The sequence below is a fragment of the Streptomyces sp. NPDC002886 genome (assembly GCF_042888445.1).
Lineage (GTDB): Bacteria > Actinomycetota > Actinomycetes > Streptomycetales > Streptomycetaceae > Streptomyces.
The window spans coordinates 97,637-111,765 of record NZ_JBIAPV010000004.1 but is presented as its reverse complement, the minus strand read 5'-3'; the positions used below and the strand labels follow the sequence as shown (position 1 = coordinate 111,765).

Here is a 14,129-nt window from a genome sequence, read left to right as displayed (position 1 = left end):
CGGGGGATGGGCGGAACTCGGTCCAAGGTCCCGTAGTTCCAGGTCCGTGGACTGAGGAGACCCTGATCGCGGCTCATCCTTCTGGTCCATTCCTGGTACAGAGATGGTCTGGCCAGGTGAATACTGGAGGGGTGAATCAGCCCCTCGACCTGCGCCCCGTCCTCCGGGACGGGTCGAGGCCCGTCCACCTGCAGGCGCGCGACGCCCTCGCCGACGCCCTCGCCGCAGGCGCCCTCGCCCCCGGCACGCGCCTCCCCTCCGAGCGCCACCTCTGCGAGCGCCTCGGCGTCAGCCGGGTCACCCTCCGCAAGGCGCTGCACGCCCTCCAGGAGGAGGGGCGGGTCGGGTCGGCGGAACGCGCGGGCTGGCACGTCGCCGCCGGCGCCGGGGCAGGACCCGTCCCGGCCTTCGAGCACACCTCGGAGCTGATCGGCGGGCTCAAGGAGTACGGCCGTAGGCTCGGTTTCACTCCGACCGCCCGCGTCATCGGGGCGAGGCTGCGCCCGGCGGACTTCGAGGAGGCGGAGACCCTCCAGGTCCTGCCGGGTGCGGGAATCTTCGAGCTGGACCGGGTGCGGCTCTTCGACGACGCGGTCATGTGCCACTCCGTCACCCTCGTCCCGGCTGAGCGTGCACCGGGCATCGGCGAGCCCGACTACACCACCGGTTCGCTCTACACCGAGCTCACCGCGCGCGGCGTCGCCCCCACCCGCGCGAGCTACACCGTCCACTCCGCCCTCGTCCCACCGGACGAGGCCCCCCTGCTCGAGCTGCCCGAGGGTGCGCCCGTCCTGCACATCGAGCAGCTCACCTACGACCAGCACGGCCGCCCGTGCGAGTTCAACCGCGTCGTCTACCGCGCCGACCGCTACCGCTTCCACGCCACGCTGACGGCGGAGTCCGGGCGGGACTGAGCCGGGGCGGCAGCTCCAGGGGCCAACGACACCCTGGGTGGGGACCTTTGGTCTCTCGCAGGGGATCGAGCCGGTCGTAGATTGGGCAAAACGGATACTTGATCGGTTCGAGGAAGAGGCGAGAGCGATGACCGAGGTGCACTGGGAGGTCGGTCCGTACCGGTTGACGGTGTCGCTGCCGGAATCGGACGCGCCGTGGGCGGCCGAGGGGACGCAGGGGCTGAGGGGGATCCGCCCCATGTTCCAGGGGCGGGGACCCGAGCCCCGGCCGCTCCCGGAAGTCGAGAACGGAATCAACCCCGTGCTGCTGGGCGCGCTCGGCAAGGGATTCTGACGGCGTCCTGGCAGGATCGCGGCATGGAACGTGTGCTGGGAATCGGTGGGTATTTCGTGCGGGCCGCGGATCCGGCGGCCCTGGGTGCGTGGTACCGGGACTGCCTGGGGCTGGACTCGGACGAACACGGGCTGTGGCGTCAGGGAGCCGGGCCGACGGTGTTCGCGCCGTTCGAGTCCGGGACCGACTATTTCGGGTCCCCCGCCCAGCAGACCATGCTCAACTTCCGGGTCCGCGACCTGGACGCGATGCTCGCGCAGCTGCGTGCCAAGGGCGCGGACGTGGCGCCCGAAACCCAGGACATGGACGGCGTCGGCCGTTTCGGCTGGGTCACGGACCCGGAGGGCAACCGGATCGAGCTGTGGCAGCCCGCCTGATCACGCCCCTCAGACGGGAGCGGGAGCCGAAGCCGGGGTGGTGGCCGGAGTCGACGCCGACACCGGCGCCGGGCGGACGGCGTGTACCGCCTCCGGCGGGAGGTGGCGCTCCAGTCGGGTCAGGGCGAGCGCGGCGCCCAGTGCGGCGACGGTCAGGAAGGCCCAGGGCAGGCGCCCGTCGAGCGCGAGCAACCCGGTGAAGAGGGACGGCGCCAGCGCGGTGGCCAGGGAGTACGAGAGCTGGTAGGTGGCCAGGTAGCGGCCGCGTACGGCCTCGGGCGCGGCCGAGACCGACAGGGCGCCGCCCGAAGGGCTGTGGACCAGTTCGCCGACGGTGTAGACCACGACGATGGCCAGGAGGGCGACCAGCGTCGCGGTCTGTCCGGGCCGGACCGTGCCGAGCACGATCTGCCCCGCGAAGGCGGCCGCGAAGAGCAGCGCGCCGAGGGCCGCGGAGCGGGTGCGGCGGGCTCCGGAACGGCGGACCCGGCTCGCGATCAGGACGCCGATCCCGGCGCAGAGCGCGGTGTTGACGGTGAAGGCCGCGCCCGTGAGCGAGTCGGGTCCGTGCAGCCAGGTGCTGATGTAGAGCGGGAAGAGGACGGACAGCGCCGAGTATCCGAGCGCGGTCAGGAAGTTGGCGGCGGTCAGGCCCAGGAAGGGCCGGTCGGCGAGCACCATCCGGTAGCCCGCGGGCGGACGCTTGGCCGAGCCGACGGGTCCGACCGAACCTGCCGCGCCGAGCTCGCCGTGCGCGTGCTCCCGTACCGCCTTCACGCGGCTGACGAGCAGACCGGCGAGCGCGAAGGCGACCGCGTTGCCCCAGGCGGTGTAGGTGAACCCGTCCGTGCCCCACAGGGCCAGGACTCCCGAGACGACCAGGGCGCCGGCGCCCATGCCCGCGTTCTGCAGGGCCCGGATGGAGGCCTGGAGCCGGTCGCGGGCGCCGCCCCGGGCCACTTCCCCGATGAGCGACTGCTGTACGACGGGGAAGGAGCGGTCGGCGAGGGCCGTGATCAGCGCGACGGCGGCGAAGGCGGGGAGCGACCCGGCCAGCGGGTAGAGGGCGAAGCCGAGGGCCCGGACCGCGTAGAGCAGCAGGTTGGCCTTCCTGGCCCCGAACCGGTCGACGGCCGAGCCGGCGAGCGGCATGACCGCGAGCCCGGCCAGGCCGGTCGCCGTCAGCACGATGCCGACGACGGCGAAGGAGAGGCCGGTGACGTGGTGGAAGAAGACGAGCGAGAAGGGGATGTACATCCCGATCCCGATCGAGCTGATGCCCACTCCGAGGAGCAGCGAGCGTTCGCCCGCCACCCGTTCCTCGCGCTTGCCCTTGACCACGTCGCTCTCTCCCCCGATTAGATTGCCGGGAAGTAGCTTAGCGGTAAGTGGCTTAGCGTCAAGGAGATTCCTCGCCGCCGAGGTTCCACGCCTCGATGTCGCGGTAGTGGATCGGTCCCGGTCCGCGCCCGATGTTGCTCCCGACCAGGTGAAGGCGCTCCGTCCGCCAGCGTCGGCCGGTGAACCCGGCGAGTCCGGCCGCGGCCTCCACCGCCGAGGAGGCGTCGTTGCGGCGGGCGCGCGCCAGCGTCAGGTGCGGCCGCAGCGGCCGGTCCTCGAAGGGGATGCCGCACTCCTTGACCACGGCGCGGACATCGGCGGCGAGTCGGTGCAGCCCGTCGAGGTCCCCGTCGATCCCGCTCCACAGCACCCGCTCGCCGAAATGGCCGCCCCCGCGCAGGGCCAGGCGTACGGGACCGCGTGCCGCCGCGAGTTCCGCGAGCGGCGGCCGCAGGGGCGGGACGGCCTCGACCGGCAGTTCGCCGAGGAACGCCAGGGTGATGTGCCAGTCCTCGATGCGGTTCCACCGCATGTCCGGGTACGCGGCGTACGCGGGGCCCAGCTCGCGCGCGAGCTCCTCCTTCGCGGTGTCGGGCGGGGCGAGGGCGATGAACACGCGAACGGTCGCGGGCCGGGTCTCTTCGGTCGAGTCGTTCACATCGGGCACGTTGTTCGCGCTGTTCATGTCGTTCATGTCGTTCATGTCGTTCACGGTGATCAGGCGTAGTCGGCCGTGTCGTGCACGTCCCCGAAGCGGGGGAAGATCCGTTGCACGGTGAACTCGTGCTCGTCGGCGGTGAATCCGGACATCGCGTCGGCCACGAACTCCAGCTCGTAGCCGTGGTCGCTCGCGGCCCGCGCCGTGGACTCGACCCCCATCGTGGTGACCAGCCCGGCGAGCACCACCGTGTCCACGCCCAGGCCGCGCAGCCGCTCGTCCAGCCTGGTGCCGTGGAAGGCCCCGACGGTCTGCTTGACGATCAGAACGTCGCCGGCCCGCACCAGCCCGTCGGCGAATCCGCTGCCCGGAGGCTGCTCCGCGACGCCCGGCCGGTCCACCCGGACGAGCACCACAGGGCGCCCGGCCGACCTGAAGGACTCGGCCAGTCGCAGGCAGCGGGCCAGGACCTCTTCACCGGAGTGAGGGGCGAAGGGCATGGCGATGATGCGGGGCATCAGGTCGATGAGGATCAGCGCGGAGGTCACGGGAGTGATCATAGGACAGCGGTGCGGCAGCGCCCGGGCGCCGGACGCGGGCCTGACGCGGGCCTGACGCGGGCCTGAAGCAGATCCGAACCAGGGCTACGGCGTGCTCGTGAAGGAACGGCGGTAGGAGCGGGGCGGAACTCCCCTGCGCCGTACGAACTGTTCGCGCAGCACCGCCGCGCTGCCGTAGCCGACCCGGCGGGCGATCTCCTCGACGGGCAGGTCCGTGCTCTCCAAGAGCTCCTCCGCGCTGCTCAGCCGCAGGTTCCGCAACCAGGCGTGCGGGGTGGTGCCGGTCGCGGCGGTGAACCGGCGGGCGAAGGAGCGCTTGCTCATCACGGCACGGCGAGCCAGTTCCGTGACGGGGAGCGGCTCGTGGAGGTGCTCGCGGGCCCAGGCGAGCACCTCGGAGAGCCGCTCGTCGAGGCAGTCCTCGGGGACGGGCGCGGCGAGGTACTGGGCCTGCCCGCCGTCGCGGTGCGAGGGCAGCACCATGTCCCGGGCGACACCATTGGCCATCGCCGCCCCGTACTCCCGCCTCAGCAGGTGCAGGCACAGATCGAATCCGGCGGCGGCTCCGGCGCCCGTCACGATCCTGCCCTCGTCGATGTACAGGGCGTCCGGTTCGACGGCTACGCCCGGATGGCGGTCGGCCAGCAACTCGGCGAACCGCCAGTGCGTGGTGGCCCGTAGCCCGTCGAGCAGCCCGGCCTCGGCGAGCGCGAACGTGCCGACGCAGTGGGCCGCGAGCACGGAGCCGCGCCCGTGCGCGGCGACCAGTGCGTCGAGCACCGCCGGACCGGGCGGTGTACGGAAACCCGCCCCCGGCAGGGCGATCACCAGATCGGCGGCGGCCAGCCGGTCGAGGCCGTGCTCGATGGCGAGCGGCACGCCGATGTCGGTGGGGACCGGCCCGGGCCGCTCGGCGCACAGGGCGAACTCGAAGCCGGGCAGCCCCTGTCCGTGCGGTCCGAAGACCTCGCTGACGATCCCGACGGCGAGCATGCCGACACCGGGCGGGACGTACGCGGCGACGGTCTTGAAAGGGGGCACGGGAGCAGTCTGCCACCGTGGCACGAATCCTGCGATCACTGGCAGGTGTGCCACTCGTGGGCTCCCCGCCGACGCGGAAGGATTACAGCCATGACGAACACGAAGACAGACGCCAAGACGGACGCGACGACCGGCACGAAGACGGACGCGACGACCGGCACGAACGCAGACGTCGCACAGGGCCTCCGTGCCGACGCACCGCTGGGCCGCGGCGCCGTCTACAAGATCCTCACCACCGGCTACGTCGGCTCCACCGGCCCCGGGGTCGCCGCCACCGTCTCCTACGTATCCGACGCCGGCCGGCACTTCATCTTCGACCCGGGCATGGTGGCGAGCCACGCGGACATCCTCGGCCCGCTCGCGGAACTGGGCCTCGGCCCCGAGGACATCACCGACGTGGTGCTCAGTCACCACCACCCGGACAACACCATGAACGTGGGCCTGTTCGGCGGGGCACGGGTGCACGACCACAAGGTCGAGTACCAGGGCGACCAGTGGACGAACCGGGACGCCGAGGGCTACGAACTCACCCCCTCCCTGCGCCTGATCCGCACGCCGGGACACAGCCACGAGGACATCACCCTGCTGGCCGGAACGGACACGGGCGTCGTGGCGTTCGCCGGCGACCTGTGGTGGCACGCGCAGGGCCCCGCCGACGACCCGGTGGCCCCGGACCGCGAGGTGCTGCGCGCCTCCCGGCTGCGGGTGCTCGCCGCGGCGGACCTGATCGTCCCGGGCCACGGCGGTCCCTTCGCCGCCGACGGTCCGGTGCCGGTCTGACCCCGCCCCGCCGGATCGCGCCGGTGGCCGCAGTTTTGCGTCAACTCCACGCTCATTTAGGTGAGTTGCTGACGTGCTGACCTATCTTCCATGGGGCATACCGGTTCGCCCCAGGAGGTCAGATTGCAGTCCAGGCGCTTCCTCGCCTTACCCCGCGCGTTCCGCAGATCCCGGCTGCTCATCGTCTTCGGCCTCGGCGCGCTGCTGATCGGCTTCACGCCGTGGCTCGGGGTCGCGAGCCCGACGCCCACCCCGACCCCCGCGCCCCCCGCCGAGGAGACCGCGCAGCAGTCGCCGCACCACGGCGTGGCGCCGGCGAACGCCATGGAGCCGACGGCCCCCGTGCTCGACCGGACCGGATGGACGGCCGCGGCGAGCGACGAGGAGACGGCCGGTGAGAACGGCCGCGCGGCCAACGTCCTCGACGGCGACACCGGCACGCTCTGGCACAGCAAGTGGTCCGGCACCCCGGCCCCGCTGTCGCACAGCGTCACCATCGACATGCACCGTACGGCGGTGGTCTCGGCGCTCGTCTACACCCCCCGCACCAACGGGGCCAACGGACGCGTCGGCGAGTACACCCTCAGCGTCAGCGCGGACGGAGTGAACTGGCCCGCCCCGGTCGCCGGCGGCACGCTCGCGGACGACGGCAGTGCCAAGACGCTCGGCTTCGCCCCGCAGGGGGCCCGGTTCGTTCGCCTCACGGCACTCACCGAGGCCGGCGGCCGCGGCCCGTGGACCTCCGCCTCCGAGATCAACCTGCTGGGCGACCCCGGCACCCCGGAAGCCACCGTGGACCTGGCCCGGACCGGATGGACGGCCGCGGCGAGCGACGAGGAGACGGGCAGCGAGAACGGCCGCGCCGCCAATGTCCTCGACGGCGACACCGGCACGCTCTGGCACAGCAAGTGGTCCGGCACCCCGGCCCCGCTCCCGCACAGCGTCACCATCGACATGCACCGCACGAGCGCGGTCTCGGCGCTCGTCTACCACCCCCGCACGAACGGCCCCAACGGCCGGGCGGGCGCCTACACCGTCACCACCAGCACCGACGGCACCGCCTTCGGCGCACCGGTGGCCGCGGGCACCTGGCGCGACGACGACACCGTCAAGACCGCCACCTTCACGCGTGCCGCGAACGCCAGGTTCGTCCGGCTGACCGTGACCACCGAGGCCGGCGCCCGCGGCCCGTGGACCTCCGCCGCCGAGATCCGGCTGAGCGGGCCGGCCGCCCCCGCCGTCCACGGATCCTGGGGCCGGATCACCGGATTCCCCCTGGTCCCCGTGGCCACCGCCGTCCTCCCCGGGGACAAGCTCCTGGCCTGGTCCGCGTACGCGGTGGACCGCTTCGGCGGCAGCAACGGCTACACCCAGACGGCGATCCTCGACCTGAAGACGGGCAAGGTCACCCAGCGCCGCATCGACAACACCGGGCACGACATGTTCTGCCCCGGCATAGCCATGCTGGCCGACGGCCGCGTGCTGGTCACCGGGGGCAGCAACGCGGAGAAGGCCAGCATCTACGACCCCGCCACCGACGACTGGTCCGCCACCGGCAGCATGAACATCCCCCGCGGCTACCAGTCCATGACGCTGCTCTCCACCGGCGAGGCCTTCGTCCTGGGCGGATCCTGGAGCGGACCCGCGGGCGACAAGGCCGCCGAGGTCTGGTCGCCGGACACCCGGACCTGGCGCGGCCTCCCGGGAGTCCCGGCGCTCCAGGCCTCCACGGCCGACCCGGCCGGGCCCTACCGCGCAGACAACCACATGTGGCTGCACGCCACTTCGGGCGGCAAGGTGCTCCAACTGGGCCCGAGCAAGCAGATGAACTGGATCTCGACCACCGGCACGGGCAGCATCACCCCCGCCGGCACCCGGTCCGACAGCGCCGACGCCATGACGGGCAACGCCGTCGCCTACGACATCGGCAAACTCCTCACCCTGGGCGGCTCGCCCGCCTACCAGAACACCCCCGCCACGCGCCGCGCCTACACCGTGGGCATCGCGGGCACCCAGGTCGAAACCGCCCGCACCGGAGACATGGAATACGCCAGGGCCTTCGCCAACAGCGTGGTCCTGCCCGACGGCAAGGTCATCGTCTTCGGCGGGCAGAGCTACCCGGTCCCCTTCAGCGACGCGACCTCGGTCCTGACGCCCGAGCTGTGGGACCCGGCGACCGGCGCCTTCACCCCGCTCGCCACCATGGCGGTCCCACGCAACTACCACAGCGTGGCCAACCTGTTGCCGGACGGGCGGGTCTTCTCCGGCGGCGGGGGCCTGTGCGGCGACTGCGCCACCAATCACGCCGACGGGGCCGTCTTCACACCGCCGTACCTCCTGAACCAGGACGGATCCCCGAAGCCGCGTCCCGAGATCACGGGGAACGTCCCCGCGAGAACGTCCCCCGGCGCGACCCTCACCCTGTCCACCTCCACCCCGGCCGCGTCCTTCGTCCTGATGCGGGCGGCGGCCGCGACCCACTCGACCGACAACGACCAGCGAAGGGTCCCCCTGACCTCCACGGCCACGGGAACCGGCACCTACACGGTGTCCATACCCGCCGACCCCGGCGTGGTCCTGCCGGGCACCTACATGCTCTTCGCCCTGGACCCCCAGGGAGTCCCGAGCCAGGCCCGCTTCACAACCATCTCCTGACCCACCCCCGCCGCCCCGCCGGGACCTCCCCGGCGGGGCGGTCGGGAACGGGTCCGGCCCGGCGCCCGCTGGATGCGGGGCCGGGCCGGAGCGTCGTACGGTCGGTTCAGGGAGCGAGCAGGTAGGCGTTCGTGATCGTCTCCCGCACCGTGTTGCCGGCCTTGTCCTTCAGATCCACCCGGAACGACACGGCCTTGGCCGATGCCGGGTGATGCACGGTCACCGAACGCGCGCCCTCCGCGTCCGTCGCCACCGCGAGGAGCTGCCAGGTCTTGCCCCCGTCGTAGGAGACCCTGACCGTCAGTGCGGCGACCTGGTCCTTCGCGGCGGCCGCCCCACCGATCCGCAGCGGCACCTTCAGCGCGCCGCCCGCGGGCGCCGTTCCGCTCAGACTCAGCTTCGGCGAGAGCCGCACCGACGACAGCGGCAGCTTCACCGGCTGGTCCGTGGCCGGGCGGGCCGAGGTGAACGTCCAGCTCGCCCGCACCTTCGTGCTGGTGGCGGTGTCCTTGGCGGACCGGGTGGACTCCTTGGTCAGCCGGTACACGGCGGACCCGGCCGGGAGCTCGGCGCTGAACCAGCCGGTGGACGGGGTCTCGGCGATGACCTTGCCGCCCGACTCCAGCCGGGTGAAGCCCCCCGTGGGGATGGAGTAGCCCTCGTGCCCGCCGCCGTCGTTGAACACCCCGACGTTGGCGTCCAGGTAGTTGCCGGTCCGCCACCCGCCCTGTTCGTCCCCGGCATCCAGGTCGGGGCCGACCACGCCGGTGTTGAAGTTCAGCGTGTAGCTCTTGCCCGGCTTGTAGGACACCCGGTTGTGCGTGTAGATGGTGCGCACCTCGCCTCCGGAGTCGAGCTGCGAGGCCGTCCAGGACCAGCGCACTCCCTCCGTGCTGACGTACTGGGTACTCGCCAGCGGCAGGCTCTGTACCGGAGCGTCATGCACCCCGGCGGTGTACCCCCGGTCGTCCGTCGCCATCGCGGTGATCTGGCCCTTCGTTCCGGCGACCGAGGACCCGAAGCCGAGCTTGACCTCGGCGACGTCGGCCCGGGTGACCTTGCGGTCGAGCCCGTTGAAGAAGGTGCCCGTACGGTTGAAAGCCAGCCGGTAGTCGACGTTCTTGCCCGCCGCGCCCGGTGTCTTCCACAAGCCGTTGTACTGCGCCCGCAGCGTGGGCGCGGCCGGGCCCAGGTGCTGGGTGAGGATCTTCGTCGTCCCGTCGGTGGCCCACATGTCGGACACCATCGCGGCGTCGTCGGAGAACCCGGCGTAGGCGCTCACCAGCTTCGCGCCCGGATCCGGCGGGGTCACGGCGAACGGCTTGGCCTTGCGGGAGTCGAAGGTGACCGTGCTCTTCCCGGTGACCTTCAGCACCGGCTGGACGAAGAAGCCCAGGGTGGGGCCCGGGCCCCAGACGACGCCCTCCAGCAGGTAGTCGCCCTTGGGCAGCCGCTGGACGACCGTGCCGCTGGGGTCGTACGGGACCTCGAAGCGGCCCTCCAAACCCGTGCCGAGCTTGGTGACGGTGGTGTAGTAGGTGGCCGGGTTCGCGCCGTTCACGTCCAGATGCCGCAGGGAGATGTCGTACGACTCCACCTCGCGTTCGACCGCGAGGCCGGTGCGCACTTCCTGGCCCTCCCCGGCGGCCAGCACGCTGCCCCCGAAGATGCCGTCCTTCGTGCCCTTGCGGGTGTCGGCGGTCACGGTGGTCTTCGCGGTGCCGCCGGCCGGGATCGTGAGCGTGGAGTCCTTGACCGTGAACATCCCGGCCGGGGCCGGGCGGCCCGTCGCGTCGGTGGCGGCCGTGCTCAGCTTGAGCGTGACGGGCTTGGTGCCGTGGTTGCGGTACGTGAGGGTCTTGGTGACCGGCTTGTCGTCGGCGTGCGGCCAGGAGTGCGTGCCGAAGGCGAGGGACCCGGGTGCGGCGTTCACGACGGCCTTGACGGCGCGGGCCAGGTCGGTGCGGCCTGCGCCCTGCTCGTAGGCGTTGTTCGCCGGGTTCGGCTTGGCCGATCCGGTCAGCAGGGCCTTGATCTGGGCCGAGCTCCAGTCCGGGTGCTGCTGGCGCACCAGGGCCGCGGCGCCCGCGACGTGCGGGGTGGCCATCGAGGTGCCGGACATGCTGCGGTAGCCGTCGGGCGAGGGGAACTCGCCCTGCGTGGTGGCGGCAGCGGTGATGTCGACGCCCGGGGCGGTGATGTCCGGCTTGGTCACCCCGTCGGCGTTCGGTCCGCGGCTGGAGAACTCCGCGAGCTGGTCCTGCTTGTCCACCGCGCCCACGGTGAGCGCGGCGGGAGCGCTGCCGGGCGTGCGCAGGGTGCCCGCCTTGGGGCCCTCGTTCCCCGCGGCCACCACGAACAGCGCCTTGCCGGAGAGCTGGGCGACCGCTTCCTCCATGGGGTCGGTGCCGGGCTGGTCAGGGGAGCCCACACTCATGTTGACCACCGTCGCGCCCTGGTCCACGGCCCACTGCATACCGCTGACGATCTCGGAGTCGGATCCGAAACCGTCGTCGCCCAGGACCTTGCCGTCCAGGAGCTGCACCCCGGGTGCCACGCCCTTGTAGAGGCCGCCCGACCGCGCGCCCGATCCGGCGATCGTGGAGGCCACGTGCGTACCGTGCCCGTACCGGTCCTTGGAGTCGGGCGAACTGCTGAAGTTCTTCTGCAGGGTCTCGACGCCCTTGAGGTCCGGGTGGGTCTCGTCGACCCCCGTGTCCAGGACCGCCACCTTGACGCCCTTGCCGGTGAAGCCCGCCTTCCACATGGCGGGCGCGCCTATCTGGGGCACGCTCTTGTCCAGGGTGGCGCTCACCTTGCCGTCCAGCCACAGGTGCGCGACCGGCGGTACGGGCGCGGAGCCCAGGGTGCGGGCGTCCTTCCGGCCGGTGACCGCCGTCCAGAGGGCCGCGGCGTCGGCCTTCGGCGCGTTGAACGCCTCGCCCGCCACCGCGGGCAGCTCGCGACGGTCGCGGGCGACCGCCGCCAGCGTGTCGCCGGAGGCACCGAAGGTCTTGGCCCCCGACGCGTCGCGCCGATAGCCGGCGATCAGGGGCAGCGTGGTGCGGTGCGCGTCGTCGTACCCGTCCCGGACCAGCCCCGCGACGTCGAACAGGCGCCGGTCGAGCACCCCGTCGGCGACCAGGCGCAGGGCGTCCTGCGGAATGACGTACGTGTACGCGCCCTCGCGACGCACCGAGAAGGCGATCCCCTCACGGCCCGCGCCGCGCAGTAGCCGCTCGACGCTTCCGTCGCCCTTGACGACGACCCGGTCACCCGTGATCAGGGTCACCGTCGCCGGGGGCTTCGCATCACTCTTCGGCCTGCCCGTCGCCGAAGCCCCCCTACCGTCCTGCGCCGGCTGGGCGCCGGCCGACACGGTCCCGGCGATCAGTGTCCCGGTCACCGCCGCGGCGAGCGCAGCGGTCCTGGCTCTCCCTACGAATCCCACCCGTGTTCCCCCGTGTTCGTGTACATGCCGATCGTGTCGGCTATCACGCGGCGGAGCCCCGTTCGGTTCTCGGTCCCCCGAACAAATTCCGGTGCAGTACACGGAGGTTGACCGGAACCGGTGTCACCAGGTCACGGGCAGCTCCCGCAACCCGTAGACGATGGTGTCCCGTTGGAAAACGAGCCGCTCCTCGGGTACGGCCAGGCGCAGGCCCGGCAGCTTGCGCAGGACGGCCTCCAGCATGATCTGGAGCTCGACCCGCGCCAGGGTGTGGCCGAGGCACTGGTGCGGACCGTGGCCGAACGCCACGTGCCGGCGTGCCGCGTCCCGGGTCACGTCCAGTTCGGCGGGGCAGGCCGGGACGCCGTCCGAGGCGGCGTCCGAGGCGGCGTCCGAGGTGGCGTCCGAGGCGGTGTCCGGGGTGGCGAAGAGTTCGGGCTGCCGGTTGGCGGTGGACAGCATGCAGATCACCCCGTCCCCGGCCCTGATCGGCGCCCCGCCCACCGAGACGTCCTCGGTGGCGGCCCGGCCGAGCCCGAGGTGGATGATCGTGAGGTAGCGGAGCAGTTCCTCCACCGCCCCGGGGATCAGGGCCGGTTCGGCCCGCAGCCGGGCGGCCTGCTCGGGGTGGCGCAGCAGGGCCAGGACGCTGAGCGCCGCCATGTTGGTGGTGCTCTCGTGGCCGGTGATCAGGAGCATGAAGCCGAGCGAGGCCGTTTCCCGCGCGGTCAGGTCGGGGCGGACCGCGAGCCGGCTGAGGATGTCGTCCCCGGGATCCCGCCGCTTCCGCTCGGCCAGCCCGGCCAGGTAGCCCATCAGCTCGCGGTGCGCCTCGGAGGCCCGGCCGGGGGCGGTGGTGTTGTCGAGCAGGGTCCGGCTCAGCGACTGGAACAGTGCGTGGTCCTCGTACGGGACCCCCAGCATCAGGCAGATGACCAGGGACGGCACGGGCAGCGCGAAGTCCGCGACGAGGTCGGCGCTCCGGCGGCCGTCGGCGGTCATGGCCTCGACGGCGGCCTCCACCACCTCGACGATGGCCGGGCGCAGTTCCTGGACGCGGCGGGTCAGGAAGTCCCTGGCGACCATCCGGCGCAGCCGGGCGTGCTCCGGGTCGTCCATCCGGATGAAACTGGGCTGCGCGGTGGCCAGTTGACGCTGGCCGGGGGAGAGGAAGGGGAATCCCGGGGTGCGTGCGTCGGCGCTGAAACGGGAGTCGGCGAGCACCGCCCGTACCTCTTGATGGCCCGTCACAAGCCAGCAGGGGGTGCCGTCGGGGAGCTCGGCACGGCTGACCGGAGCCCCGGCAGCGGCCTGTGTATAGCCGGGCGGCGGGTCGTAGGGGCAGGAGCCGTAGGGGGCGGGGAGCGTGAGCGGCGCCGCGGTGCCGGGAGCGGCGGCGGTCGGCGTGGCGGCGGTGGCGGTGGCGGTGACGGTCATGGTGGCGGATCTCATCCGGAGGGGGCTCGGCCGCCGTCGGGCGGGGTGTGGAGGGCGCCGAGGGTGGCGCACATGGTGGCGCACTGCCCGGCGAGGAGCAGCAGTTCGATCAACTGGTCGGGGCGCAGTCCGGCCGCCAGCCGGTCCCACAGCGGTTGCGGCAGCTGCTCACCGGCCGCGAGCGCGTCGGACGTCTCCAGCAGGGCCAGATCGGCCGCGGACCAGGGGTGTTCGGCGAGCGGAGCGGCCGTGGCCGCCACCTCCCCGGAGTCCAGCCCGGCGTCCGCGGCGACCGCGCGGTGACGGTCGAACACGAAGGATCCGCCACGGCGGTGCGCGGTCCGCAGGACGACCAGTTCGCGCTGCCGGCTCGACAAGGTCCCCTCGTGCGTGAGGACCCGGGCCAGGGAGAGCCAGGCGTGGGCGAGAGCGGGATGGTGGGCGAGGGTGCCGAAGAGGTTCACCCGGCCCGGTCCGTCCTGGGCGGATCCGGCCAGCAGCTCGCGCAGCGCGGGCGTCCACCGCTCGGGCGGCAGCGGGGCGATGCGTACGGGACGCCTCGGGGGTTCGGTGGCCATCGG

General features: G+C 72.5%; 12 protein-coding genes. 5 read left to right on the top strand and 7 right to left on the bottom strand.

Features of this window, described 5'->3' with window-relative positions; all coding sequences use genetic code 11:
• Window positions 1-131: 131 nt before the first annotated feature.
• From ACFYYB_RS18950 to ACFYYB_RS18940, 3 genes are all read left to right on the top strand, one after another.
• The gene (locus tag ACFYYB_RS18950; protein ID WP_389436340.1) at window positions 132-914 is read left to right on the top strand and encodes a GntR family transcriptional regulator; all 783 of its coding nucleotides are present in this window, start codon (window positions 132-134) and stop codon (window positions 912-914) included.
• A gap of 127 nt (window positions 915-1,041) precedes the next feature.
• Entirely contained in the window at window positions 1,042-1,248 is a 207-nt protein-coding gene (locus ACFYYB_RS18945) for a hypothetical protein (RefSeq protein ID WP_389436339.1), read from the top strand.
• A 23-nt stretch (window positions 1,249-1,271) separates the two neighbouring features.
• Entirely contained in the window at window positions 1,272-1,625 is a 354-nt protein-coding gene (locus tag ACFYYB_RS18940) for a VOC family protein (protein WP_389436338.1), read from the top strand.
• 9 nt (window positions 1,626-1,634) lie between these two features.
• On the opposite strand, the gene ACFYYB_RS18935 is transcribed toward ACFYYB_RS18940, so the two are convergent.
• From ACFYYB_RS18935 to ACFYYB_RS18920, 4 genes are all read right to left on the bottom strand, one after another.
• On the bottom strand, window positions 1,635-2,966 hold the full coding sequence (locus ACFYYB_RS18935; RefSeq protein ID WP_389436337.1) for an MFS transporter: 1,332 nt from the start codon (window positions 2,964-2,966) through the stop codon (window positions 1,635-1,637).
• A 58-nt stretch (window positions 2,967-3,024) separates the two neighbouring features.
• Window positions 3,025-3,651 carry an RNA 2',3'-cyclic phosphodiesterase gene (gene thpR, locus ACFYYB_RS18930; RefSeq protein ID WP_389437204.1) on the bottom strand — a complete coding sequence of 209 codons (627 nt, stop codon included), beginning with the start codon at window positions 3,649-3,651 and terminating at the stop codon, window positions 3,025-3,027.
• A gap of 32 nt (window positions 3,652-3,683) precedes the next feature.
• A complete protein-coding gene (locus tag ACFYYB_RS18925; protein WP_389436336.1) occupies window positions 3,684-4,172 on the bottom strand; it encodes an isochorismatase family protein in 489 nt (162 codons plus the stop codon).
• 96 nt (window positions 4,173-4,268) lie between these two features.
• Entirely contained in the window at window positions 4,269-5,177 is a 909-nt protein-coding gene (locus ACFYYB_RS18920; protein WP_389437203.1) for a GlxA family transcriptional regulator, read from the bottom strand.
• A gap of 138 nt (window positions 5,178-5,315) precedes the next feature.
• On the opposite strand from ACFYYB_RS18920, the gene ACFYYB_RS18915 reads away from it, so the two are divergent.
• Entirely contained in the window at window positions 5,316-6,005 is a 690-nt protein-coding gene (locus ACFYYB_RS18915) for an MBL fold metallo-hydrolase (RefSeq protein ID WP_389436335.1), read from the top strand.
• A gap of 123 nt (window positions 6,006-6,128) precedes the next feature.
• Complete coding sequence (locus ACFYYB_RS18910) at window positions 6,129-8,660, top strand: discoidin domain-containing protein (RefSeq protein WP_389436334.1); 2,532 nt, start codon at window positions 6,129-6,131, stop codon at window positions 8,658-8,660.
• A 106-nt stretch (window positions 8,661-8,766) separates the two neighbouring features.
• Here the strand turns inward: ACFYYB_RS18910 and ACFYYB_RS18905 are convergent, their stop codons facing one another.
• The 3 genes from ACFYYB_RS18905 to ACFYYB_RS18895 all read right to left on the bottom strand — a co-directional run bounded on the left by ACFYYB_RS18905 (window position 8,767) and on the right by ACFYYB_RS18895 (window position 14,126).
• Window positions 8,767-11,952 (bottom strand): S8 family serine peptidase, encoded by a 3,186-nt coding sequence (locus tag ACFYYB_RS18905; RefSeq protein WP_389436333.1) that lies wholly within the window; start codon window positions 11,950-11,952, stop codon window positions 8,767-8,769.
• 282 nt (window positions 11,953-12,234) lie between these two features.
• On the bottom strand, window positions 12,235-13,563 hold the full coding sequence (locus ACFYYB_RS18900; RefSeq protein ID WP_389436332.1) for a cytochrome P450: 1,329 nt from the start codon (window positions 13,561-13,563) through the stop codon (window positions 12,235-12,237).
• Window positions 13,560-14,126: a carboxymuconolactone decarboxylase family protein gene (locus tag ACFYYB_RS18895; RefSeq protein WP_389436331.1), complete on the bottom strand. Its 567-nt coding sequence runs from the start codon at window positions 14,124-14,126 to the stop codon at window positions 13,560-13,562. The genes ACFYYB_RS18900 and ACFYYB_RS18895 overlap by 4 nt, the downstream gene beginning before the upstream one ends.
• Window positions 14,127-14,129 lie beyond the last annotated feature (3 nt).

What these genes read in the sequence shown, in the direction of transcription:
- ACFYYB_RS18945 (WP_389436339.1), top strand. Translation starts at nt 1,042, where the DNA reads ATGACCGAGGTGCACTGGGAGGTCGGTCCGTACCGGTTGACGGTGTCG.
- ACFYYB_RS18940 (WP_389436338.1), top strand. Translation starts at nt 1,272, where the DNA reads ATGGAACGTGTGCTGGGAATCGGTGGGTATTTCGTGCGGGCCGCGGAT.
- thpR (WP_389437204.1), bottom strand. Translation starts at nt 3,651, where the DNA reads ATGAACAGCGCGAACAACGTGCCCGATGTGAACGACTCGACCGAAGAG.
- ACFYYB_RS18920 (WP_389437203.1), bottom strand. Translation starts at nt 5,177, where the DNA reads ATGCTCGCCGTCGGGATCGTCAGCGAGGTCTTCGGACCGCACGGACAG.
- ACFYYB_RS18915 (WP_389436335.1), top strand. Translation starts at nt 5,316, where the DNA reads ATGACGAACACGAAGACAGACGCCAAGACGGACGCGACGACCGGCACG.
- ACFYYB_RS18900 (WP_389436332.1), bottom strand. Translation starts at nt 13,563, where the DNA reads ATGAGATCCGCCACCATGACCGTCACCGCCACCGCCACCGCCGCCACG.
- ACFYYB_RS18895 (WP_389436331.1), bottom strand. Translation starts at nt 14,126, where the DNA reads ATGGCCACCGAACCCCCGAGGCGTCCCGTACGCATCGCCCCGCTGCCG.